Source organism: Micromonospora sp. NBC_01739 (assembly GCF_035920385.1).
Taxonomy (GTDB): domain Bacteria; phylum Actinomycetota; class Actinomycetes; order Mycobacteriales; family Micromonosporaceae; genus Micromonospora.
This window is the reverse complement of record NZ_CP109151.1, coordinates 1,539,967-1,562,332: the sequence shown is the minus strand read 5'-3', so window position 1 is coordinate 1,562,332 and position 22,366 is coordinate 1,539,967. Positions and strand designations below refer to the sequence as shown.

Annotated in this window: 22 protein-coding genes and 1 tRNA gene; 6 read left to right on the top strand and 17 right to left on the bottom strand. The window is 70.5% G+C overall.

The features are described 5' to 3' along the window. Positions 1 to 17: 17 nt before the first annotated feature. The 4 genes from OIE53_RS06980 to OIE53_RS06965 form a co-directional block, all read right to left on the bottom strand. Positions 18 to 1,397 (bottom strand): WXG100 family type VII secretion target, encoded by a 1,380-nt coding sequence (locus OIE53_RS06980; protein WP_327025749.1) that lies wholly within the window; start codon positions 1,395 to 1,397, stop codon positions 18 to 20. Then, a complete protein-coding gene (locus tag OIE53_RS06975) occupies positions 1,394 to 1,723 on the bottom strand; it encodes a hypothetical protein (protein ID WP_327025748.1) in 330 nt (109 codons plus the stop codon). The genes OIE53_RS06980 and OIE53_RS06975 overlap by 4 nt, the downstream gene beginning before the upstream one ends. Next, positions 1,713 to 2,129, bottom strand: coding sequence for a YbaB/EbfC family nucleoid-associated protein (locus tag OIE53_RS06970; RefSeq protein WP_327025747.1), 417 nt, complete (start codon positions 2,127 to 2,129; stop codon positions 1,713 to 1,715). Before OIE53_RS06970 ends, OIE53_RS06975 begins: the two co-directional genes overlap by 11 nt. Before the next feature lie 109 nt (positions 2,130 to 2,238). Next, positions 2,239 to 4,140 (bottom strand): N-6 DNA methylase, encoded by a 1,902-nt coding sequence (locus OIE53_RS06965; protein WP_327025746.1) that lies wholly within the window; start codon positions 4,138 to 4,140, stop codon positions 2,239 to 2,241. A gap of 105 nt (positions 4,141 to 4,245) precedes the next feature. Here OIE53_RS06965 and OIE53_RS06960 point away from each other — a divergent pair, with 105 nt between their 5' ends. Continuing rightward, on the top strand, positions 4,246 to 4,779 hold the full coding sequence (locus tag OIE53_RS06960; RefSeq protein ID WP_327025744.1) for a DUF4352 domain-containing protein: 534 nt from the start codon (positions 4,246 to 4,248) through the stop codon (positions 4,777 to 4,779). A 253-nt stretch (positions 4,780 to 5,032) separates the two neighbouring features. Continuing rightward, positions 5,033 to 5,296: a hypothetical protein gene (locus OIE53_RS06955; RefSeq protein ID WP_327025743.1), complete on the top strand. Its 264-nt coding sequence runs from the start codon at positions 5,033 to 5,035 to the stop codon at positions 5,294 to 5,296. A gap of 72 nt (positions 5,297 to 5,368) precedes the next feature. On the opposite strand, the gene OIE53_RS06950 is transcribed toward OIE53_RS06955, so the two are convergent. Continuing rightward, positions 5,369 to 6,478 carry a hypothetical protein gene (locus OIE53_RS06950; RefSeq protein WP_327025742.1) on the bottom strand — a complete coding sequence of 370 codons (1,110 nt, stop codon included), beginning with the start codon at positions 6,476 to 6,478 and terminating at the stop codon, positions 5,369 to 5,371. Positions 6,479 to 6,756: 278 nt separating this feature from the next. Between OIE53_RS06950 and OIE53_RS06945 the strand changes: the two genes are divergently transcribed. From OIE53_RS06945 to OIE53_RS06935, 3 genes are all read left to right on the top strand, one after another. Further along, a complete protein-coding gene (locus OIE53_RS06945) occupies positions 6,757 to 7,752 on the top strand; it encodes a sugar phosphate isomerase/epimerase family protein (RefSeq protein WP_327025741.1) in 996 nt (331 codons plus the stop codon). Between the two features lie 77 nt (positions 7,753 to 7,829). Continuing rightward, positions 7,830 to 9,155, top strand: a complete 1,326-nt coding sequence (locus tag OIE53_RS06940; protein WP_327025740.1) for a TIGR04013 family B12-binding domain/radical SAM domain-containing protein — start codon at positions 7,830 to 7,832, stop codon at positions 9,153 to 9,155. Positions 9,156 to 9,299: 144 nt separating this feature from the next. Beyond that, a complete protein-coding gene (locus OIE53_RS06935) occupies positions 9,300 to 10,403 on the top strand; it encodes a glycoside hydrolase family 53 protein (RefSeq protein WP_327025739.1) in 1,104 nt (367 codons plus the stop codon). 62 nt (positions 10,404 to 10,465) lie between these two features. Here the strand turns inward: OIE53_RS06935 and OIE53_RS06930 are convergent, their stop codons facing one another. Further along, positions 10,466 to 11,191 (bottom strand): SDR family oxidoreductase, encoded by a 726-nt coding sequence (locus tag OIE53_RS06930; protein ID WP_327025738.1) that lies wholly within the window; start codon positions 11,189 to 11,191, stop codon positions 10,466 to 10,468. 116 nt (positions 11,192 to 11,307) lie between these two features. Here OIE53_RS06930 and OIE53_RS06925 point away from each other — a divergent pair, with 116 nt between their 5' ends. Continuing rightward, entirely contained in the window at positions 11,308 to 11,730 is a 423-nt protein-coding gene (locus tag OIE53_RS06925; protein WP_327025737.1) for a MerR family transcriptional regulator, read from the top strand. A 33-nt stretch (positions 11,731 to 11,763) separates the two neighbouring features. Here the strand turns inward: OIE53_RS06925 and OIE53_RS06920 are convergent, their stop codons facing one another. From OIE53_RS06920 to OIE53_RS28420, 11 genes are all read right to left on the bottom strand, one after another. Then, a complete protein-coding gene (locus tag OIE53_RS06920; RefSeq protein ID WP_327025736.1) occupies positions 11,764 to 13,035 on the bottom strand; it encodes an MFS transporter in 1,272 nt (423 codons plus the stop codon). 180 nt (positions 13,036 to 13,215) lie between these two features. After that, on the bottom strand, positions 13,216 to 13,926 hold the full coding sequence (gene deoC, locus OIE53_RS06915; protein ID WP_327025735.1) for a deoxyribose-phosphate aldolase: 711 nt from the start codon (positions 13,924 to 13,926) through the stop codon (positions 13,216 to 13,218). 126 nt (positions 13,927 to 14,052) lie between these two features. Beyond that, positions 14,053 to 15,102 (bottom strand): zinc-dependent alcohol dehydrogenase, encoded by a 1,050-nt coding sequence (locus OIE53_RS06910; protein WP_327025734.1) that lies wholly within the window; start codon positions 15,100 to 15,102, stop codon positions 14,053 to 14,055. A 26-nt stretch (positions 15,103 to 15,128) separates the two neighbouring features. Beyond that, on the bottom strand, positions 15,129 to 16,613 hold the full coding sequence (locus OIE53_RS06905) for a xylulokinase (RefSeq protein WP_327025733.1): 1,485 nt from the start codon (positions 16,611 to 16,613) through the stop codon (positions 15,129 to 15,131). After that, positions 16,610 to 17,410: a carbohydrate ABC transporter permease gene (locus tag OIE53_RS06900; RefSeq protein WP_327025732.1), complete on the bottom strand. Its 801-nt coding sequence runs from the start codon at positions 17,408 to 17,410 to the stop codon at positions 16,610 to 16,612. The genes OIE53_RS06905 and OIE53_RS06900 overlap by 4 nt, the downstream gene beginning before the upstream one ends. Before the next feature lie 23 nt (positions 17,411 to 17,433). After that, on the bottom strand, positions 17,434 to 18,402 hold the full coding sequence (locus tag OIE53_RS06895) for a carbohydrate ABC transporter permease (RefSeq protein WP_327025731.1): 969 nt from the start codon (positions 18,400 to 18,402) through the stop codon (positions 17,434 to 17,436). 55 nt (positions 18,403 to 18,457) lie between these two features. Further along, on the bottom strand, positions 18,458 to 19,834 hold the full coding sequence (locus OIE53_RS06890; protein ID WP_327025730.1) for an ABC transporter substrate-binding protein: 1,377 nt from the start codon (positions 19,832 to 19,834) through the stop codon (positions 18,458 to 18,460). 103 nt (positions 19,835 to 19,937) lie between these two features. Continuing rightward, positions 19,938 to 20,720: a GntR family transcriptional regulator gene (locus OIE53_RS06885; protein WP_327025729.1), complete on the bottom strand. Its 783-nt coding sequence runs from the start codon at positions 20,718 to 20,720 to the stop codon at positions 19,938 to 19,940. A 79-nt stretch (positions 20,721 to 20,799) separates the two neighbouring features. Next, complete coding sequence (locus OIE53_RS06880) at positions 20,800 to 21,804, bottom strand: hypothetical protein (RefSeq protein ID WP_327025728.1); 1,005 nt, start codon at positions 21,802 to 21,804, stop codon at positions 20,800 to 20,802. Between the two features lies 1 nt (position 21,805). Then, a tRNA-Ala gene (locus tag OIE53_RS06875) sits at positions 21,806 to 21,878 on the bottom strand. Between the two features lie 51 nt (positions 21,879 to 21,929). Then, positions 21,930 to 22,109, bottom strand: a complete 180-nt coding sequence (locus OIE53_RS28420) for a GNAT family N-acetyltransferase (RefSeq protein ID WP_442791381.1) — start codon at positions 22,107 to 22,109, stop codon at positions 21,930 to 21,932. Between the last annotated feature and the right edge of the window lie 257 nt (positions 22,110 to 22,366).

Sequence of the window (22,366 nt, the reverse complement as noted above, 5' to 3'; positions counted from 1 at the left end):
CAGCTGACCGCTCTCCATTACCGCCCACTCTTCGGATAGAAGGTCTTCCACTCACCATCGCCCCGGATCATCGGGGTCTGCCCAACCGGACCATACCGGTCCACGCCGACAGCGTCCGTAGGCGCGGTGACCGGTACGCCCAGGGCGTCGGCTACCTGCTGCGCCGCCGGTGGAACGCCCGCCTGGGGGTCCACGGTTCCGGTGTGGCAGGCCACCAGTCGGACCGGCCCGCCGTCGTAGTGCGGGTTGGCGCGAATCGCATCGGCGATCTGCTGTGGGTGGGTGTAACCGGAGGGATGGTCACCGCCGTCGGCACCCAGCAGGCCAGGGCGGAACATGCCGTTGCGTTCGCCGTGCACCACCACATCGTGGTGGCCGGGGATCGGGCCGACCATGTCGAAGTTGTTCATCGTGGCGCTGTCGTAGCCGATCGCGGTGCTGGTCGGCCTGTGATACACCGGATCACCCGCGAGCAGTTGTGCCTCCGACGGTGGCGGTGGCTGCGGATGCACAGTCGGATCGCTCCAGTCCGACCGGCGCCCCATCGGCTCCAGCCCTGGACTGCCGAACGGCGTGACGGTCCCGCCAGCTGTAGGGCTGTCGGCGGCGGTGGGATCGGTGCGGGCGGCGCGGTGCAGCAGGCGAGTCAGTTCGTCCATCAGACCCTCCAGCCGCCCCAGCAGCGGCACCAGGTGGCGCAGGCTGTTGATCAGGGCGCTGACCAGCCTGCCGATGCGTGCCGCCCACTTGGCGACCAGACTGCCCACCTGGGAGACGACCAGCGGAGTAGCGGCGCCGAGCGTCACTCCGGTCTCGGCCAGCCACAGCGGCAACCTGACCGCCAGCACGGACACGAAGTCGGCGATCAGGTCCCGGACCATCTCGCGTGTCAGCGCCACCAGGAGGCCGGCACCTTCCACCAACGACGCGATGCCGGTGGCAGCCCGCGCAAGGCCGCCCATCGCCCGTATCTGGCCGGTCACGTGTTCCTGGTAGGCCCGCGCCGACGCGCCCTCCCAACCGACCAGTTGGGCGGACATCGCGGTTTGCAGATCGGCCGCCGCGCCCGCGCTCTGTGCGGCGACATTGCGCCAGGTCTGTGCGTAGGCGGTGATCTGGTCGGGTTCTCCGGCCAGCCAGTCCAGCGCGTCCGACAGCGGCTTCACATGCTCCAGCAGCCAGCCGACACCCCAGCTGAGCATTGAGCCGAGCGGATCGAGCACGGTCGCCAGCGCGTCCAGGGAGGTGGCCACGCCGCCGATCGTGGTGTCGATCCAACTACCTGACTCGATGCCCGCCACCGTGCCGTTGATCTCCTCGACCAGCCCTAGCCCGGAATACCAGCGGGTCGAGTCGATGCGGGGTGCCACCAGGGGATTGGCGGCCACCTCGGTCACAGTGGCAGCTCCAGGTGACCGGAGGCGCGGATCCGCCGCGCATTGCCGTAATCGGTAGCGGCCGTGGTGGTGGTGACTCGCCGAAGACTTGTCGCCGTCTCCCGCAGGGCCGTCGCTGTCTCGCCGAGGGCGGAGACCACCTGATCCCCCAGCGGGTCGATCAGCCGGGGCAGGAAGGCCGCGATCTGCCCGTACGCCGCTGCGCCCAGGTGCACCTGAGCGGCCGCGCCGCGTGCGGTCTCCATCCGCCCCGCAGCCTCGTCCACTGCTGCGGCGTATCGGTGCACTGCCGTACCCGGAATCCGCATTCCACGGTCACCAGTCATAGGCCGCCTCCCGCTGCCGGTTCGTCCGCTCCTCCGGTGGCCCGGGGAACCGCCGCGCGAACGAATCGACCACGGCCCGGCCAGTCTCCGAGTCGGCGCCGACGGTGTCGTGGACCGCCGCTGCCACCTGCGTGGTGACGCTGGCCTGTGCTCGGGCGATGGCCGTCATCACGATCTCGGCGAGATCGGCACCCCGCATCTGGCGTACCCGATCGTCGAATCTCAGGTCGGTCAGTGCGCCGGAGGCGGCTACCGTGACGCGCACCGCGCCGTCTGCCCCGGTAGCCGTGGCAGTGAGGCGCGCGACCCGGTCAGACAACTCGGCGGCTGCCTGTGCCTGAGCGGAGACCTGTGCCGTCCACGAATGCAACCACTCCTGCGCCTCGTCCGGGCTCCGACCGAGCATCACACTCCCGAGAATCCGTGGTCGCCGGTTGCCGTTCCTCCACAGTGCACCACAGTCGGAGACCGCCAGGTGCGCAAACGGTCGCTCCAGCGGATCTCCCGGGATGGAATCAGGCTGGTTCGTCCGCTGACCGGATCGTGCCTCGGGCCAGGCCGTCGGCTGTCAACTGGACCAGTTCCGCGCCGAGGGTCGCGGCCTGTCGGATCGCCGACTCGAAGGCGTTCAGCCGCCGGAAGGCCTCCCCCTGGGCGCGTTGCTCCTCCAGCGGCAGTCGGCGTACCTGGGCCCGCCGGATGTCGAAACGCAGGGTGCCGGACAGGCTCGACGCCTGTCTCTCGTTGGTCGTGGTGCGCAGTTGACCGGCCAGGAACCACGGGTCCAGGGCCGCCGGGTTGGGTCGCAGCAGGTACAGGTTGCGGCCCAGCAGTGCCCCTTCGGCGGTCACCACCCGAGCGGTGAGCTGCCGGGCCACCATCGGCACCACGACGTCGCCGACGGCCAGCCGGATCTGTTGGCCCAGCCCGCCGTCGTCGTGGCCGGAGGGGGGGTCACCGGCGAGCACGTCCGACACGGTCAGCACCGGTAGCCCTTCCCCGGCCGGTTCACCCGTCTCGGCCGAGGCGGTGCGGATCGGGCCGATCAGGTGCAGGGCCCCGGAGCGGGCCAGCTCCGCCACGGTCAGGAACTCCCCCTCCGGCCCCGGCGGTGCGGGGGTGACCTGCGGCATCAGCGCCGACAGGTCGCCGACGAGAGCGGCTAGGCGGTCTCTGGTGCGTACCAGATGCTCTGCGGTCTTGCCCTCGACGGCGGGTTGCCGGCGGGCGGGGGTGAGGTCGACCTCCTCGTCGAGCAGTTCGATCACCGGTACTGCGCGGGCGAAGCCGGGTTCCTCGGCCTCGGGGTCGGTGTGGAAGGCCCGCCAGGCGGCGAGGATCTTCGGGCCGTTCGTGGCCAGGTCGCCGTCGGCGGCGTCGACCAGCAGGGTCCGCGCCGGTGGTGGCGCGTCCGGCGCGGGGCGTCGCAGCACCCACAGATGCAGCGGTACGCCGTGCGGCGCGGCCACTCCGGGGGGCAGGGCGATGACGGCGCGCAGGGCGCCGCGGCGCAGCAGTTCGGCGCGGATGCGTCGCCCGGCGCGGCGGCTGGCCACCGTCGGTGGCATCAGCAGTACGGCGTGCCCGCCGGCGCGCAGGTGGGCCAGGGCGTGTTGGGCCCAGGCCAGTTCGGGTTCGGTACGCGGGGTGGTGCCGACGATCCAGCGTGGGTCGTGGCCTAGTTCCTCGTCGCCCCAGTTGGTGGCGCCGAAGGGTGGGTGGCAGAGCACGGCGTCGAAGTTGTGTCCGGCGAAGGCGTCGGCGCGCAGTGAGTCACCGATCTGCACCTCCCCCGGCACCTCGCGCAGGGCCAGCCAGAGTCCGGCGAGTCGGGCCAGGTCCTCGTCGAGTTCCTGGCCGTAGGCGGTGGTGCAGCCGGCCCGGACGGCGGCGCGCAGCAGGGCCCCGGAGCCGGTGGTGGGGTCCAGGACGGTGCCGCCGCCGACCTCGGCCAGGGCGACCATCAGGTCGGCCAGATCGTCCGGGGTGGCGAAGGTCCGGGTGGGACCGGGTGCGCTGAAGCGCTGCCACAGCTCGTCGAAGGCGCCTTGGGGGCCGTGTTCGTCGACCAGGGCGTCGAGGTCGGGCAGCAGTGGTTTCAGGTACGGCGCGAGGGCGCGGGGGCGTTGGCCGCGTTGTCGGGCCAGCAGGACGGCACCGACGGCGGCCAGGGCGGCGGCCGGGGATTCGCCGGCCGGGGCCAGGCGTCGCCAGAGCCGGTCGGCGGTGGACTGGTCGGCGAGTTTGCCCTGGTCGCGGAGCCACTGTTCGACCTGGATGAGGTCGAACTCGGGGCTGGCCGCCGTTCCGCCGACCGGGGCGGGGAAGTCGGGGTGCCGTTTGCGCCAGTTGCTGACGGCGGCTCGTCCCACCCCGGCTAGCCGGGCGATCTCGGCCGCCGTGATGGTCGGGTTCACCTGCACCTCCGTAGTGTGTCACGCCTGTCAACCATCATGCTTGTTGACACGGTTCACAGATGATGCTCTCATTGACGTCGCCACACCGGAACCAGGAGGAAAACAATGCGCAAGACCACGCTGATCGCCCTGCTCGCCACCGCCCTGGTCGGGCTGGGTTGCGGTGCCGCCACCACCGAGGGAGCCGGTGACACCAGCGGCGGCGACGGCGAGGCGAAGGCCGACAAGCAGGCCGAGAAGGTGGCCAAGATCGGCGACCCGGCGCGCGACGGCAAGTTCGAGTTCACCGTCAAGTCGGCCAAGTGCGGCGTACGCAAGGTCGGCAGCGACCTGCTCGGCGCCACCGCCCAGGGTCAGTTCTGCCTGGTCACCCTCAAGGTCAAGAACATCGGCAAGGAGTCGCAGATGTTCGACGGCAGCAGCCAGAAGGCGTACTCGGCCGACGGCACGGAGTACTCCGCCGACGGGGCCGCCGGCCTGTACGCCAACGAGAACGCCGAGACCTTCCTCAACGACATCAACCCCGGCAACCAGGTGACCGGCGTGGTCGTCTTCGACATCCCCAAGAAGGTCAAGCTCACCAAGCTCGAGCTGCACGACTCGCCGTTCTCCGGCGGCGTCACCGTCGCCCTCGACTGACCTGCCGGGCCGTCACCGGCCCCGGCCCCGGCCCCGGCCCCGGCCCCGGCCCCGGCCCCGGCGAGCCGACCACCCCACCCCGTCCCGCACCGCATCGTCCTGCCCGCAGCATCGGAAGGAGCAACCGATGGAATCGCATCTGCCCGTCGTTCGTCAGCGTGGTGTCCGTGGCGGAGAGGGTGGCTGGGCCGGCCCCGGCTGGGCCCCGGGCCGGACCGACGCCCACCGCATCGATGGCTGAGCGGGGTACGCCGTGTCGAAGCAGCGTGATCCGCAGCCACCGAAGGAGTTCCTCGGGGTCGGCGGGGACCAGATCACGGCCCGCCGGTTCGTCGAGGAACGCCTCGCCGAACTACCGCACCGGCCCGAGGACGCCGAAGTCCGATTACGCGGCCTGCTGGCGATCTACGAGGACCTGAACGCGCGGGGCCACCCGGAGCCGATGGTCCTGCTGGCCGGGGTGCTGGGCATCCCGGTGGAGGTCCTGATCCGCCACCTGCGAGCCGCCCAGCGCTGACGGGCCGCACCGGTGGTCATCCGCAACTGCTTCGGCCGCCGTCCGATCGGGCGGCGGCCGAATTTGCCGCTCTCAAAGCAGCAGGCTGGCCAGGTGGCCGCCGGGTTGGATGTTGGGGGCCTGGAAGGAGTAGGTGGTGGCGTTCCACGGCTCGGGGTGCGGGCCGGGCCAGGGAACCGGCCTCGGGATGCGGACCTGCCAGGCCAGGCTGTTGCCGCACCAGTCGCCGTGCAGGTGATCACCATGAACGGTGAGGGCGATCGGTCTTCCGGGTATGGCGACTCCGGCGTTGGTGACCGGGGTCGGTTCGTGCCAGGTTCCGTTGACATTGGAGGTGGCCCGGATGGCGCCGTCCTCACCGGCGAACATGACGACGGCCAGGGAGTTGGAGAACAGGCCCGTGGCGAGGTGGGCCCCGGGGGGTGCGGCCCCGACACCGGCGACCGCCACCGGTTGCCATGGGTCGGGTACCGGACCACCGGTAAGCCTGACCTGCCAGATCCGCCCGTCGGTGTCGGTGACCATCCCGGCCGCGTTGCCGACCACGGCGAGCCCGCCACCGGGTACGGCGAAGTTCGGTGGACTGGCCAGGGAGGTCATCCAGGTGCCGGCACTGTTCTGCCGGACCACCCGCACCGCCCCGTCGATGCCGACGAAGGCCACCCCGACGGTGCTTCCCGGGATCGCGGCGACAACCGCACCGGGTGCGGCGACACCGACCGCGGTGATCTGTCGGGGGCCGACCCGCGTACCGCCTCGGTATGACTTGTTGTAGATCGCCCCGTAGCGGCCGACGAAGAAGACCTCCGTTCCGGCTGCGGTGACCGACGTCCCGGGCAGGGCCTGGCCGCCGGGTCCTTCCACGCTCGTCTGCCCGCCCGCGCCGGTCGAAGTGCTCCACACGACGAGAGCGCCGCTCGCGTTGATCGCGAACACCCGAGGAACGGTGGATCCGGACCCGAGCAGGGCAACAGCGGATCCGGGCAGCGCGGCCGGGTCGCGGTGCACCGCCACCGGCGCGCCCCAGGTCGACCTGTAGAGGGTCAAGTTCCTGCCGATGGTGTACGTCCCGACCTGGGCGTCGGCGTACGCCGGCCCGGTGGCGATGGGCGCGAGCGTGAGGATCAGCGCGGCTCCCACCGTGACTGCGAGACGCCGGCATCCCCCGCGAACCTTGATCATGCGTGCTCCCTTCGAGCGACGAGACCAGTAGGGACAGGATCGCCGCCGGAGCACCGAATTGATAGGTGTCTGTCAATTAGTGCGGACCCGGGCCCCGCCTGCCCGCCACACTCCCCCGCCGAATCCTTGACATCGCCTATTGTCGATCCGAAAAGTTCCACCCTGGCCGACCACCACCACCTTGGTCATTCCGGGTGCGAGGCCGTACCACCGATCGAGGTGCCGGCCGGCCCTGAAGCGACCTCGGCCAGGTCCACGCACCACGAAGGGAGTGCCACATGTGTTACGGGTACGACGGCGATGCCGCGCTGCGGCGATCCGGCATGGACCGGCGGGGTCTGTTGCGTGGTTCGTTGGCGGTCGCCGCCGGTGTGGGGCTGGCCGCCTCCGGTGCGACCGCCGCGACCGCCGGCCCCGGACACGGGCATGGTCACGGACCCGGTCACGGGCATGGTCACGGGCACGGGCCGGGGCACCCGGGGCGGCGTCCGGTGCCGCCGGGTCTGATCAGCATCCAGTTGTGGACGGTGCGTGACGCGCTGAACGGCGCACCGGGCTACGACGCCACCCTTCGACACCTGGCCCGCATCGGCTACCCCCGGGTGGAGCTGGCGCTGGGCTACTTCGGTCGCAGCGCCGGTCAGCTACGCCGGTTCCTCGACGGCATCGGGGTCAAGGCCAGCTCCAGCCACGACGGGATCAGCGCCGACCCCGCCGCGCTGCGGCAGAAGATCCAGGACGCGGTCACCCTGGGCCAGAAGTACCTGGTGGTGCCGTACCTCTACTCGGAAAGCGCCGACGACTGGAAGCGCTGGGCGGAGCAGATGAACACCGAGGCCACGGCGGCGCGCAAGGCGGGCCTGCGGTACGGGTACCACAACCACGCCCACGAGTTCACCATCGACCTCGGTGGTGGGCGTACCCCCTGGGACATCCTGACCGCGGAGCTCGACCCGAAGCTGGTGCACCTGGAGATCGACATCTACTGGGCGGTCACCGGGGGCATCGAGTCCGGCGCCGGGGCGGCCGACCCGGAGGGCTTCACCCTGGAGGTGATCCGTCGCGCACCCCAGCAGGTCCTCCAGTACCACGTCAAGGACCGGCACGCCGCCGACGGGGACATGGCCGACCTGGGCACCGGGATGATCGACTTCGCCCGGATCTTCCGGGGCCACCAGGTGCAGGAGTACATCGTGGAGAACGACACCCCCGATGTGACGCCCCAGCAGACCGCCGAGGTCGGCTACCGCTACCTGCGCAACCTGCGCTACTGACCTGCACCGACGGGCACCGGGCCGCGCGTCCGGCCCGGTGCCCGTCGCCGGCGGAGGCCCCTGACACAATCGCCGCCATGGAGGCTGCCGAACTGGTGCTGGTGCTGCGCTACCGCAAGGCGGTGACGTACGGCCTGCACGTCCTGCTCGGCGCGTTGGAGACCCACCAGACCTCGACCCGGTACGAGGTGCGGTTCGGCGACACCCCGGCGACCACGGCCGCGCACATCCGGGACGCCGCCGCCACCGCCACCCGGGTACTGGTGCTGTGGTCGTTCTACTCCCCCGACGCCCACGCCCTGGCGCAGGAACTGGCCGAGATCCGGGCCCTGGCCGACGCCCCGAACGTCACCCATTTGGCCGGTGGGGTGCACGCCACCGCCGAGCCGGTGCAGACCCTGGACGCCGGGTGGGACATGGCGGCCGTCGGCGAGGGTGAGACCACCCTGCTGCACCTGGTGGACGCCGTCGGCGACCCGACCGGCATCACCGGGCTGGTGTACCGCGACCCCAGCGGCGCCGTGGTGCGCACCGGACGACCACAACGACGACCCCTTGACGACTTCCGGGGTTTCTCGCTGCGCTGGGACCGCTTCAACGCCCTGGAGATCACCCGAGGCTGCGTCTTCTCCTGCCGCTTCTGCCAGACCCCGTTCATGTTTTCCGCCAAGTTCCGGCACCGCAGCGTGTCGAACGTACGGTGGCACGTCGACCAGATGCGGGCCCGTGGGCTGCGGGACGTCCGGTTCATCACGCCAACGGCGTTGAGCTACGGCAGCCAGGACGAGGAACCGAGCCTGGACGCCGTCGAGGAACTGCTGGCCACCTGCAAGGAGGGCATCGGCCCCGACGGGCGGGTCTTCTTCGGCTCCTTCCCCAGCGAGATCCGACCCGAGCACGTCAGCCGGGCCGCCCTGCGGCTGGTCAAGAAGTACTGCGCCAACAACAACATCATCGTTGGCGCCCAGTCCGGCTCCGACCGGGTCCTGGACGCCGCGAAACGCGGCCACGGGGTCGAGGAGGTCAAGCGGGCCGCCCGTCTCGGCATCGAGGAAGGCTTCCGGATCAACGTAGACATGATCTTCGGGATGCCCGGCGAGAGCGAACAGGACGTCGCCGACTCGCTGCGGCTGGCCGGTGAACTGGCCGAGGTCGGGGCCCGCATCCACGCCCACACCTTCATGCCCCTGCCCGGCACCCCCTGGCGGGACGCCCCACCCGGCGATGTGGACCCCGACACCATCCGCCACGTCGACCGCCTCTCCCAACGCGGCGCACTCTACGGCCACTGGCAGAAGCAACGCGAACACGCCGCCCGACTGGCCGCCGCCGCCGAGGCGTACCCCCGCCCCGGACGCAGCCGCACCATCCTGCCCCAGGTCCGGAGAAGCGAAGCCCCGTAGCATCGACCAAGCCCGATTGATTGATGCGTCATCATGTGGTGACGCCCCCATCACCACCTCACCTGGTCCCAGAACCGTCCGGCGGAACCGCCGGACGTGCCCGCTCCCCGGGCGGGCATCGCATCCTCCATGTGAAGGAGCGCCATGAAACCGTCCCTCCGGGCCGTCCTGGCGGTGGTCGTCCTCGCGGCCCCGCTGGCCCTGACCGCCCCCGCGCAGGCGGCCAACACCCTCACCATGCGCGGCGCGGACGTCTCCTCCCTGCAACGCAGCCTGGATCTCGGCGCCCGGTACTACGACGCCTCCGGCGCGCAGGCCGACCCGTACGACATTCTCGCCGCCAAGGGGGTCAACTACCTGCGGCTGCGGATCTGGAACAACCCGGTCAGCGGCTACAACAACAAGGCCAAGGTGCTTCAGCAGGCCAGGACGATCAAGGCCAAGGGCTTCAAACTCCTGATCGACTTCCACTATTCGGACACCTGGGCCGACCCGGGCAAGCAGTATCCGCCTGCGGCCTGGGCCAACCACTCGCTGAGCCAGTTGCAGAACGACGTCTACAGCTACACCCACGAGGTGTGTACCGCCCTGAAGGCGCAGGGCACCACCCCGGACGCGGTGCAGATCGGCAACGAGATCAACGTGGGCATGTTGTGGCCGGCCGGGCGGGTGGTCAACAACAACTTCGCGCCGCTGGCGAGCCTGCTCAAGCAGGGGTACCGGGCCACGAAGGACTGCAACAGCGGTACCCAGGTGTGGATCCACACCGCGAACGCGGACAGCATGGCGAATGCCCGCTGGTTCTACGACGGCATCCGCGCCCAGGGGGTGACCTGGGATGTCACCGCCCTGTCCTACTACTGCATGTGGCACGGCTCCCTGGCGAACCTGTACAACGTGGTCGCCGACCTGCGGTCCCGCTACGGCAAGCCGGTCGTGCTCGCCGAGACCGCGTACCAGTTCACCAGCGCCAACGCCGACCATCAGGGCAACGCGATCCCCGGCACGGTGCTGTGTGACAACATCCCGGCCACCTGGGCCGGGCAGGCGCAACAGTTCAGTTGGGTGCAGAACACCGTACGCAATGCCGGTGGGGTCGGGGTCTTCTACTGGGAGCCCACCTGGTACGCGATCCGGGGCAACGGCTGGGATCCGGCCGACATCAACGGCACCGGCAACGGCTGGGACAACATGGCCGTCTTCAACTGGACCGGGCAGGTGAACCCGCACGTGGTCTGGAGTCCCTGACCCACCTCAGGGGGCCCGGCGCACGACACCGCCGGGCCCTCCTGGTGAGGCGGCAGCGGCGGTCAGTTGACGCCGAGGAGTTCGGTGATCTGGGTGTAGAAGGGGGCGGGGTCTCCCGACAGGGAGGACTTCACCATCGCGGTCCAGTCGTCGACGATCACCTCGATCGAACCGGCTTCCAGGCCGTCCAGGGACAGTCGGGGGACCTCCCGGGCCTCGATCTTGGGTCCGTCGTAACCGGCCGACATGGTCGTGTCGGCGGCACCGAGCAGGACCCCCTGGACCAGGGTGCCCTGCGGGGCCAGTTCCAGGCGTACCGCGTTGGTCATGTTCCACTCGGCGGCCTTGGCTGCCGAGTAGGAGCCGGTGCCCGGGGCGGCGAACCAGGACAGGGCGGACAGCACGTTCACGATCGCGCCTCCGCCGCCTGCGGCGAGCACCGGGGTGAACTGCCGGATCATCTCAAGGGTGCCCCAGAAGTGGGTGTCCATTTCCCGGCGTACCTCGGTCAGGTCGCCGGTGACCAGCTGGGCGCCGGTGGCGATGCCGGCGTTGTTGACCAGGAGGGTGACATCGGTCGCGGTGGCCGCGGCCGCGCGGATGGTGTCGTGGTCGAGCAGGTCGAGTCGCAGCGGCACCACCCGGGGGTCGTCGAAGCCCAGGGTCTCGGGGTGACGGGCGGTGGCGTACACCTTGCGCGCCCCACGCGCCAGCAGTTCGAGTACGAACTGGCGGCCGATGCCCCGGTTGGCGCCGGTGACTAGGGCGATCTGGTCGGCGATGTTCATCGGGATCATTGCTCCCTGCATGGGTCTGCTCCGGTTTCGCTGGGCCGGGTCCGGCCCTGCGTCGACTACGGTAGGAGCTGACGTTGACGTCAAGGGCAAGTCGAGAGGAGACCCAGATGCGCATCGGCGACCTGGCGCGACAGGCGGGGGTCAGCACCCGAGCCCTGCGGTACTACGAGGAGCAGGGCCTGCTGACCTCGGAACGCACCCTCAGTGGCCAGCGCGTCTACCCCGACTCGGCGGTGGAACGGGTCCGGCTGATCCAGCAGTTCTTCACCGCCGGCCTACCCAGCCGGACCATCCTGCAACTGATGCCCTACGTCGACACCGGGCAGGGTTCTCCCGAGGTCTTCGAGCTGATGGCCACCGAACGCCAACGCATCACGGCCGCCATCGCCGCCCTGACCGCCGCCCGCGACGCCCTAGACCACATGATCCACATCGCCAACCATCCGACCCCGGAACACTGCCCCGCCCTGCGCGAACCCCCCTGGACCCCGTACAACGCCGAGGCCGAGGCCGTGCCGGTCAGCGGCTGACCTGGAGGGGTACGCCCCACGTACCCGGCAGCGTCAGCCACGCTCCGGAACCGGAGTGCGCCCTTCGTCCGTCACCGGCAACTCGCGCGTCGCCCGCAGCGGTGACAGCAGTGCGGGCAGGAAGGCGGCGGTCATCCCGGCCGCCCCGATCCAGAGCACTGCCGGCGCGCCGAGCAGACCACCTAGCAGGCCACCGAGCAGACCCGCGATCGGCATGCTGCCCCACTGGACGAAGCGGACGGTGGCGCTCATTCGGCCGAGCAGCCGGTCCGGCGTGACGTGTTGCTGCAAACCCACCTGCGCGATCAGTCGGACCACCCCACCCAGGGAGAGCAGGGCCAGCCCGGCCACGGCTAGCCAGAGCGGCCAGCCGGGCCGAGCCGCCGGCAACAGGGCGGCGGCCGGCGCCGTACACAGCGGGGCCAGCCAGACGGCCGGGCCGGGGCCGATCCGGGCGACCACCCGGCGGGCCAGCAGTGCCCCGGCGAACCCGCCGCAGGCCATCACGGACAGCACCAGCCCGATGCCGAAGGACCCCAGACCCAAATGCCGGGACAGGAACACCAGCAGCATCGTCTGGTAGGTGACGAGGAAGAGGCTGAAGATGCCGTCGGTGAACAGCGTCGGTCGCAGCAGCGGATGACCGAGCACGAACCGCAGCCCTTCCGCGACCTCACGCACCAGATGCCGGTCGGCGGCAGCCGGTGGCCGGGGCTCCGGCGTACGGATGCGCAGCAGTCCCAGCGCGGACAGCAGCATTCCGGCGGAACTCGCGACCAGTGTCAGCGGCGCGCCCAGCCCGGCGACCAGCGGCCCGCCCAGACCGGGGCCGCTGATGCTCACGGCGGAACGGGCTGCGGCGATCTTCGCGTTGCCCTCGACGAGATGCTCACGGCCGACCAGCGCCGGCAGGTAGCTGGTGTAGCCGACTTCGAACAGCACGGTCAGCAGGCCGTGGGCAAGCGCGACCGCGAACAGCAGCCAGATGGTCAGGGTGTCCGTCCACCAGGCCAGCGGTACGAGCAGCAACAGCGCCGCTCGCACCAGATCCGTGTTGACCATGACCGGGCGCTTGCGCCAGCGGTCGATCCAGGCCCCGGCCGGCAGCCCGATCAGCAGCGATCCTGCCGTCGTCATCGCGGTCAGGACCCCGACCTCGAACTCGTCCGCGTCGAGCCAGACGATCGCCACCAGCGGCAGTGCCAGATACACGAACCGGTCGGAGAGTTGCCCGGCCACGGTCGCACCGAAGAAGCGGCGGAAGTCGGGCTCGCGGAGCAGACCGAGACGAGGCGTTCGAGACACATCCCTCCCTCCCCTGTCATCGGGGCCGTGCCTCGGCTCGATCACCACAGCCCCGACGCCAGATCCTATGCCTAACGCCGGGAGTGTGAATCCCACGGAGATTCCCAGGACGTCGGTCGCCGTTGGCGTCGGCGGATCCGACGATGCCCGGCTACCGACGCCCTGGGTGTGGTCATCCGGTCAGTAGCTGATCGTCTCCTCGTTGGCCGAGTCGGTCACGATCGCGATTCCGGCGCTGGTGCCGAGCAGTTCGGCGCCGGCACGCAGGAGCCCGACGGCCTGCGGGTAGGACTTGATGCTGCCGGACGCCTTGACCCTGGTCCGGCCGGCGGCACGTTCCACCAGGTAGCCGATGCTGGTCGGGTTGGCGACCTCGATCGCGCCGCTGCTGGCGTTCTTCAGGTACGCGGCACCGGCCTCGATGGACAGTTCGATCGCGGTCTCCCGCTCCGCCTCGGTCAGCAGCGGCAGTTCCAGCATCACCTTGATCGGGACCCCGGAGGCCCGGACCACACCGGCGATGTCCTCACGGAACTCGTCGTACATGCCGCTCTTCAGCCAGCCGATCTGGACGCCGATGTCGATCTGCTGGGCACCGGCGCGCACCAGGCTCTCCGCCTCGAAGGCCTTGCCGGCGCTGGTGGTGACCCCGACGGTCGGGAAGTCGAGGGCGGAGGCGACCTGGACGGCGCTGCCGCGCAGCACCTCGGCGACCACCGGCACCCAGGAGCCGGGCACCATCGCCGCGTTGAAGCCGTACTTCAGGGCCTCCTCGGCGTGCTCGATCATGCGGTCCCGGGTGGTACCCACCTCGATCAGGGTGTGCTGGATGTACGGCGCCAGGGTGGCGGGAGTCAGGTCGGCCGGCAGGTTTGCGGGGGCGGAAGTCATTGCGGGATCTCCTTCTGCGGACATGCGGCACCCTGCGGCGGGCGGGTACGCCGACAACCGCACGGATGGGGTCGAACCGGGAGGGTGGAAGAGGGATTACCGGAGCGGCAGGTACGCCTGACCGGGTCAGGACCAGTCGATCAGCACCTTGCCGATGTGCCCGGCGTCCGCCGCGGCCAGCGCTTCGGGGGCCCGCTGGGCGGGGAAGGGATCGGTGATCAGGTGCTGCAGGGCGGGAAGGCTGCGGGCGGCTCGCAGGACCGCCGGGAACTCGGGCTGGGTGAAGACCCAACTGCCGATGACCCGCAGTTCCTTGCGGATCACGTCGACCCCGGGGTCGATCTCCATGCTGTTGTTGGCGCCGAGCAACACGACCGTGCCGTGCGGCCGGGCCAACTTCATCACCTGGGTCTGGGCGGCCGGGTTGGCGGAGCATTCGAAGACGACCTCGGGTCCGCGCCCCTCGGTCACGGCCGCGACGACGGCTACCGGGTCCTGCCCGATCGGGTCGATGAGGGTGGCGGCCCCGAGGGTCTTGGCCAGGTCCCGCCGCCCCTCGATCGGGTCGACGGCGAACACCTCTGCTCCGGCGGCCGCCGCCAGGGCCACCACGCAGCAGCCCACCGGCCCGAGGCCGAACACGGCCACCCGGTCACCCACCGCTACCCCGGACTTGCGGAAGGCCGAGTACGCGGTGCCGAAGTTGCAGGCGATCAGGGCCGCCATGGCGTCGCTGACGTCATCGGGTACGGGCAGGACCCCGGTGGCCGGTGCGGTGAGGTATTCGGCGTCCGCGCCGCTGCGGTGGTTGCCCAGGGTGCGCCGGTCGGCGCAGAACATCGGCTCACCGCTGCGGCAGAAGGTGCAGTCGCCGCAGCCCGAGTGCTGGTAGACGATGACCCGGGTGCCTTCGGCCGGTCCGTCGCCGCTGGCGGCGGCCCGGGCGATCACTCCCACCGCCTCGTGGCCGGGGACGGTGTGCAGCCGGTGGCCTAGTTCCTGCGCCGACTTGCGGTAGTGCGGCAGGTCGCTGCCGCACACCGCGGACACGGTCACCCGGACCAGCACCTCGTCGTGGGCCGGCACCGGGCGCGGCACCTGGCGGACGACCGATTGGCGGTCACCGGTCAGCAGCAACGCCCGCATCGACTGCTCGTCGGCAGGGTGGGCTTCCATTCTCGTGTTCTCCTTGCTTGTGCTCGTCACGCCGCTGCCAGGCCCGACAGGGCGAGGTACCGGCCGTACAGCGCGTCGTAGACAGGGGCGGTGGTGGGGTCGGGCCGGTGGCGTCGACCAGCGGCTAGCAGTGGGCCGGCGGCGTGCGGGAGGTTGTCGTACCGGCCTAGTCCCACCCAGGCCGACATGGCCGCGCCGCGCAGCGGGGCCGCCTGCGGATCACCCGCCGGCACCTCGACGGCCCGGCCGGTGACGTCGGCCAGGATCTGGCAGAACACGGCCGATCGGGCACCGCCGCCGATCGCGGTCAAGGTCGACCCGGCCAGGGCCGGTGGCAGGTGGTGCAGCACGTCCCGGACCTGGAGGGCGATGCCCTCCATGGCGGCCCGGACGACGAAGCCCGGTCCGTGGGCGAAGTCCAGGCCGCTCATCCGGCCACTCGCCGCCGTCCAGTGCGGGGTACCGACCCCCGCCATGGTCGGTGCGAACAGCAGGCCCCGGGCGCCGGGTTGAACCGCGTCGGCGTGGGCGGACATGCGTTCGTACGCCGCCTCGTCGTCGCCGTAGCGCAGCAGGGTTCGCAGCCAGCGGAGCACCGATCCGCAGGCGGGGATGGTGCCCTCGACGGACACGTGGTCCTCGACGACGTGCGCGGCGCGGACGAAGCCCGCGACCTCGGGGGCGTCGCCGACGGCGGCCGGGAAGACCATCGTCGCCGAGGTGCCCAGGTTGACCGTGGCGGCACCGGCCCGCACACCACCGCCGCCGGCCGCCGAGCACTGCTGGTCGCCGCCGCCGACGTACACGGGCAGCCGGCGGGGCAGGCCGGTGGTGTCGGCCACCTCGTCGAGAAGTCGACCGGCGACGTCGGTGGAGGCGCGCAGCGCGGGCAGCCGGTCCTCGTCGAGGTCGAAGGCGGCCAGCAGGTCCGTGCTCCAGCGTCCGTCGCTCAGGTCGAGCAGTCCGAACCAGGACGCGCAGCTGCGGTCGACCTGCGGTGGGCCGCCGGCCAGCCGGTGCAGCAGCCACTCCTGGACCCCGACGAAGTACGCGCAGTCCGCGTACGCCTGCGGGGTGTGGTGGCGCAGCCAGACCAGGGTGGCCAGGGCCGGCATGGTGCTCAGCGGCATGCCGGAGATCCGGCTGTAGGTCTGCGCGTCCACCGACCGGCCCATGGCCTCCAGTTCGCTCGCGCCGCGCTGGTCCATCCAGAGCACCAGCGGGGTGACCGGTCGCAGGTCCCGGTCTAGGCCGGCGACGGAGGCCCGCTGGGTGGCCAGGGTGAGCGCGACGATGCGATGCCCGGCCTGTGCGGCGATGGCCTGGAGGTCCCGGAGCAGCCGTACGGTCACCTCCCACATCGCCGGCAGGGACTGCTCGGCGTGGCCCGGGTGGGGGTGGTCGATGACCAGTTCGTGGCTGCGCTGCGCGTGCACCTCGCCCTGATCGTCGACCAGGGCGCAGCGGATGCCGGTGGTGCCGGCGTCCACGACGCACACCAGGTCGGTCATCCCTTCACCGCCCCGAAGCTCATGCCGGTGACCAGCTGCTTCTGGGCTAGGAACAGCACGACGGCGACCGGGAGCACGGCCAGGGTTCCGGCGGCCATCATCGGGCCGACCGCCACCGACTGGAACTGCATGAACCCCAGCATCGCCACCGAGACGGTCTTCGCTTCGCCGCTGGCCAGGGTCAGGGCGAAGACGAACTCGTTCCAGGAGAAGATGAAGTTCAGTACGGCCGCAGCGGCCACCCCGTTGCGGACCATCGGCCAGGCCACGCTCAGGAACTTCCTGGTCTCGGAGCAGCCGTCCAGGTCGGCGGCCTCGAAGACCGCGGCCGGCAGGTCCGCGAAGAAGCTGCGCAGCAGGAAGAAGGTCACCGCCAGGTTGACCACGGTGTGCATGACGGTCAGCGCCCATACGGTGTCGATGCCGCCGAGTTCGCGGAACAGCACGAAGTACGGGATGACCACGACGACCGCCGGGAGCATCCGGGTGGACAGCACCCAGAACTCGAAGTCGGACCGGCCCTTGAACTGCATGCGGGCGCAGGCGTAGGCGGCCGGGGTGGCGGCGGCGATGGCGATCGCGGAGGACACCACCGCGACGAGCACCGACCGCCCGATCGCCCCCATGAACTCGGCGTCGCCGAACAGGTCGGCGAAGTTGAACACGTACAGCGGGGCCAGCCAGTCCGGCGCACCGCCGTGGATGTCGCTGGGGGCGGCGAAGCCGACCCGGAGCATGAAGGCGAACGGCAGGATCGACCAGCAGATGAGGGCCCAGATCGCCGCGGTCCGCAGCACCCGGCCTTTTCGAGACTCGTGCACTAGTGCTCCAACCGTTGCAGCGCGGGTGCGGCGAACCGTTTCCCGACGATGAACAGGACGACGAGCAGCAGCAGGCCCAGCGCGGAGGCCTCACCGATGTGCAGGTCGTTGAAGGCGGTCCGGTAGATGCGTACGACAAGGGTCTCCGTCGCCGCTCCCGGCCCTCCCCCGGTGATGATCCAGATGGAGTCGAAGGTGCGGACCGCGTCGATCGCCCGGATCGTGACGACGAAGGCCACCAGCGGTTTGAGCATCGGCAGCGCGATGCGGACCAGCCGTTGCAGGGCGCTGGCGCCGTCGAGGGCGGCGGCTTCGAAGGTCTCGTCCGGCAGGGATTTCAGGCCGGCGAGCATGACCAGGGTGATGAACGGCGCCCACTGCCAGATGTCGACCACCACGAGGGCGAGCACGGCCAGCATGGGTTCCGAGGTCCAGCCCGGTGTGGGTAGCCCGACGGCTGCCAGGGTGGCGTTGATCTGCCCGCCGTCCGGGTTGAGCATCAGCCGCCAGGACAGGTACGCCGCGACCGGGGTGGCGCCGAACGGCAACACCAGCAGGGCCAGGTAGAGGCGGCTGCCGCGCAGGGGTCGCCACAGCAGCGAGGCCGCGAGGGTACCCAGGAGGAACTCGGCTACCACGGCGACCAGGACCATGCCGACGGTGAGCAGCAGTGCCCGGAGCAGGCCCGGTTCCTCGATGGTGTTGGTGAAGTTGGTCAGCCCGGCGAAGCCCTGCTCGTCGGGGCGGGTCAGGTTGTTGTGCCGCAGCGAGTTGACCAGCACCGACACGAAGGGGTAGACCGTGAACGCCAGCAACAGCACGGTCATCGGGGCGAGCATGCCGATGAGGAACAGTCTTCTGCTGCGCCTGTCGTCCGGTCTCGGCGTACCACCGGGGGTGCCCGGCGGTGCCGCCGGCGGGGAGCCGGCGGCCTGCCGCGACAGCACAGCTGTTCGGTCTGCGGACATCACAACCTCGTTCGGCGTGGGCGACGCCGGCGGGTAGGGCCGGCGGGACGGCGACTCATCGGCCCGCTCGGGCCATCGCGGCAGCCGCGTCGGCCATGGCGCGCTTCGGGTCCTTGCCGTCCACCAGCACCTTGATCAGTTCTAGGGAGAGGGCGTCGGCCTCGCTCGGGAAGGTGGGCCGGGCGTACGGGACCCGGTCCGGCTGCACGGCCTGGAGGTTGGCGACGATCTCGGTCGACATGTCGCCGGGGTAGAAGGAGAGGAAGTCCTCGTTCGACCACACGGACTCGCGGGCCGAGGGGCTGCCCGACTCGGAGCTGACCGAGGTGGCGGTCTCCTTGCTCATCGCCCAGGCGTAGAAGAGGGCGGCCTGCTCCTTCTTGCGGGAGGCCTTGGGGATGCCGGCCATCCAGTACCAGTAGTTCGGGGCGGCCTTGGCGGCGGCGCTTCCGGGCCACCGGGACACCGCGATCTGGTCGGTGTGCTTGCTGCTGTTCTTGTCGAGCACGACCGACAGCAGGCCGCTGGCGTCGGTGTAGAGGGCCGCCCGGCCCTCGTTGACCGTGCCGGTGGCCTCCAGCCAGCTCATGTTGGAGGCACCCTTGGGGCCGTACTTGGTGAGCAGCTGCTGCACGTACAGCTCGGTGGCCGCGACCGCCTCGGGGCTGTCGACCGTCGGGGTGTTGCCGTTGTAGAACTCTCCGCCCTGGGTGAGGAAGAAGTTCGTCCAGGTCCAGACGATGTCCAGACCACGGCGGCCTCGGCCGGCGAAGGGGCGCTCCATGGCGGCGGAGAGTTTGGCGCTCGCGTCGACCAGGCTCTCCTGGGTGGGGAACCCGTTGATGCCGGCCTGGGTCGCGAGGTCCTTGCGGTAGATGACCACCCCGGCCTCGGCGGACAGCGGCAGGGCCATCAGCTCCCCGTTGAGGCTGCTGGCCTTGCGGGCCGGTGCGAAGAAGTCGTTGGTGTCGAACCAGTCGGCGTTGACCAGACCACCGCCGCCGAAGTAGGTGTCCAGCGGCTCCAGCCACCCGGCGTTCATGTACTGCCCGGCCTGGAGGTTGCCCACCATCAGCGCGTCGTACGTGGTGGCGCCGGAGGAGAGGGCCACCAGGGCCTGCTGGTAGTAGCTGTCCTCGGACAGGGTGTTGGCCTTGATCTTCATCCCGGTCAGGGCCTCGAACTCGGAGAACCGCTTGCTGACCGCGGAGGTCCACCAGTGTTCGCAGAGCAGGAGGTTGAGGGTCTCGCCCTTGAAGCGGTCCCATTCCATGCCGGAGGCGCCGAGTGTCTGGGCGCCTGTCGTGGCGCCAGGGGTGCCTGTGTCGCCTTCGCGGGAGGCGCAGGCACCGAGGGCCAGCGCGCCGGTGAAGCCCAGGGCGCCGGTCAGCAAACCCCGGCGGGACAACCTGAATGAAGCCTCGTTTCGCATGATGTCTCCTGTTGACAGCACGCATCGACGGCGGTGGAGGACCACCGTCGGGGCGCGTGGGGGTGGGGGGTGTGGTGCGAGATGGGGGGCGGTGGGCGGATGCCTACCGTTTGATCCAGGAGGAGATCCGGACGCGGTCTCCGCGTACCCAGACATCGGAGTACTCGACGGCGTCTCCGTTGGACTGGTAGGAGATCTGTTCGAGGTAGAGGACGGGGACGCCCGGGCGCAGCGACATCGCGTCACTGACCTCGTCGCCGGGGAGAATGGCGGAGAAGGTACGCCGCACGGAGTCGACGGTCACGCCGTAGTCGTGTTCGAGCACTCCGAACAACGACCGGTCTTGCAGGACCTGCGGGGACAGATCCGGGCACAGGACGGTCGGCAGGTAGTTGTCCAGCAGGTAGACCACCTCACCGGCGACCGATCGGGTACGCCGGATGGCCAGCACGCTGAGGTCGTCAGCGGGCAGACCGAGGTGGGCGGCGATGTGGCTCGGTGCCTGGATGACCCGGGCGGACAGCACCTGGGTCTGGTACTCCACGCCCTCCCGGTCCAGGCTCTGCGCCGTGGAGATCAGCTCCTGGGCGAACTCCTGCTCCAGCATCTGCCCGCGTACGAAGGTGCCCTTGCCACGGGTCTGCTTGAGCAGGCCGGCCTCGATCAGGGTCCGGATCGCCCGCCGGACGGTGCCCCGCGAGACGTTCAGCGCGCCCGCCAGCTCCGGCTCCGCCGGCAACTTCAGGTGCTCCGGCCACTCACCCGACTCGATGCGCTGCCGCATCAGCTGCGAGATCTGCTCGTGCAGGGCCTCGGCTTCAGCCGGCGAGACCTCTCGGGTGAGAGCCCTGATCGCCGCGGGGGTGAGTTCCTGAGCCGTGGCCACGCCGCTCCCATCGCTTGTTCACTGATGTCCGCGTTGGTCTGTAGACATCACTGAACATAGGCGGGCGGTCTGGTGATGGTCAAGGGGCTGACCTGGTGAAACTTGGCGCGGCGGTCGGCGGGCGTAGGCAAATGCGACCGAACAGGGGCAACGGCCACGGACCACGATCACGCGGTGACGGTGAGTCATGCCCCCGGGGTGACGGGCCGAGCATCCAGTGCTCTCTTGTGGTCCAGCCGAGCAGTCGTCGGCCCGTACCGGCCCGGCCGTCCGGATCGAAGGTCCCGCCGCCGACGATGTGCCCGAGCCCGGTCACGGCCGGCGCCAGCCGGGTCCGCACGTGGTCGGGCTGGGCGGCCAGTCGCTGCGCGGAGTGGGCCAGGAAGGCCGCCTGCTCCTCGCCCGTGGACAGCGACAGGAAGAACAGCATGTGCCGCCAGGCGTACGCGGTGTTCTTGACGGTGCTCAGCGGGCGGGGGTTGTGGTGGATGCGTGCCGTCAGCCGCAGCACCTCGTCCAGGCACTGCTTCGCCAGGTCGATCGCGGCGACGGCCGGGTAGTCGATGTCGTAGTACCGCGCGTACAGGCTGCCCGCGAGTCGCCGGCCGGCGAGCGTGGCTGCCGCTGCTCCAGCGCGCAGCAACCACGCCACCACCGGCAGCGCCGCCTCCTCCGCGTACTCCACCCGGTAGCGACCGCTGTCGAGCAGCTCGCCCAGTTCCGCCAGGCCCGCATCGGTCAGCCAGGACCAGAACAGGACCCGGCGCGCGGCCGGCAGGCCCCACCGCCGCGCCCGGTCGGCCTCGTCCGGGCGCAGCGCGCCGCCGGCGGCCGGCGTTCCGGTCGCGAAGCCGCCGTGGAGCACCTCCGGCGTCACCCACACCGGCAGGCCCCGCATCGGGGTACGCGAACCGATGTCCAGCGTTCCTGCGGCCATCCCGTCCACGACCTGCTGCCAGCGGCGTACCCGCTGCTCCGCCCGCTGCCGGGCGGCCGGATCCTCATGCGTCCCGGCGGTGGTCAGGGCACGCGCCAACTGGCCCAGGGGAAAGCTCACGCCGACGCGGATGTCGTTGTCGCTCACGCCAGCGTGGCGGGCCCCGCCCCCGCGCCCTCCGGGATGCGAGCCCGGTGCTCTGCTAACTGAGCTACACGCTGATGCCGCGACACTCTACGGAGTTCACCGCCGCGTACGCACCCGAGATGTGTTCAGTCGCTGACCCTGCTGCGGGACTGGTACAGCAGGTCCTGGTACTCCGGGTGTCGGGCGATCCAGCCCGCGATGAACGGGCAGGTGGCCAGGACCCGCAGGTTCGCGGTGCGGGCCTCGTCGAGGGCCGCGCGGGCCAGTGCCGCCCCCACTCCCCTGCCCTCGTACTCCGGCGACACCTCGGTGTGGACGAACGCGACGCCTCGTACCGCTTGGCCTCGGGAACGTCCTTCACCACGACCGCCACGTGTCCTCCTGTTGCCTGCCGAGCGATTCTCGGCGCAGAACTCCATAATTGTTGCCTCGCCCCCTGGCCGCCATGTCCATCGAAGACGCCGCGCCCACGATGACCACGCAGCACTCCTGCGGCACGCCGGAAGCTGATCCCCATCGAGTGGGATTTTGCACTCCCAGTGCACTTGTCTCACGGCCGGTG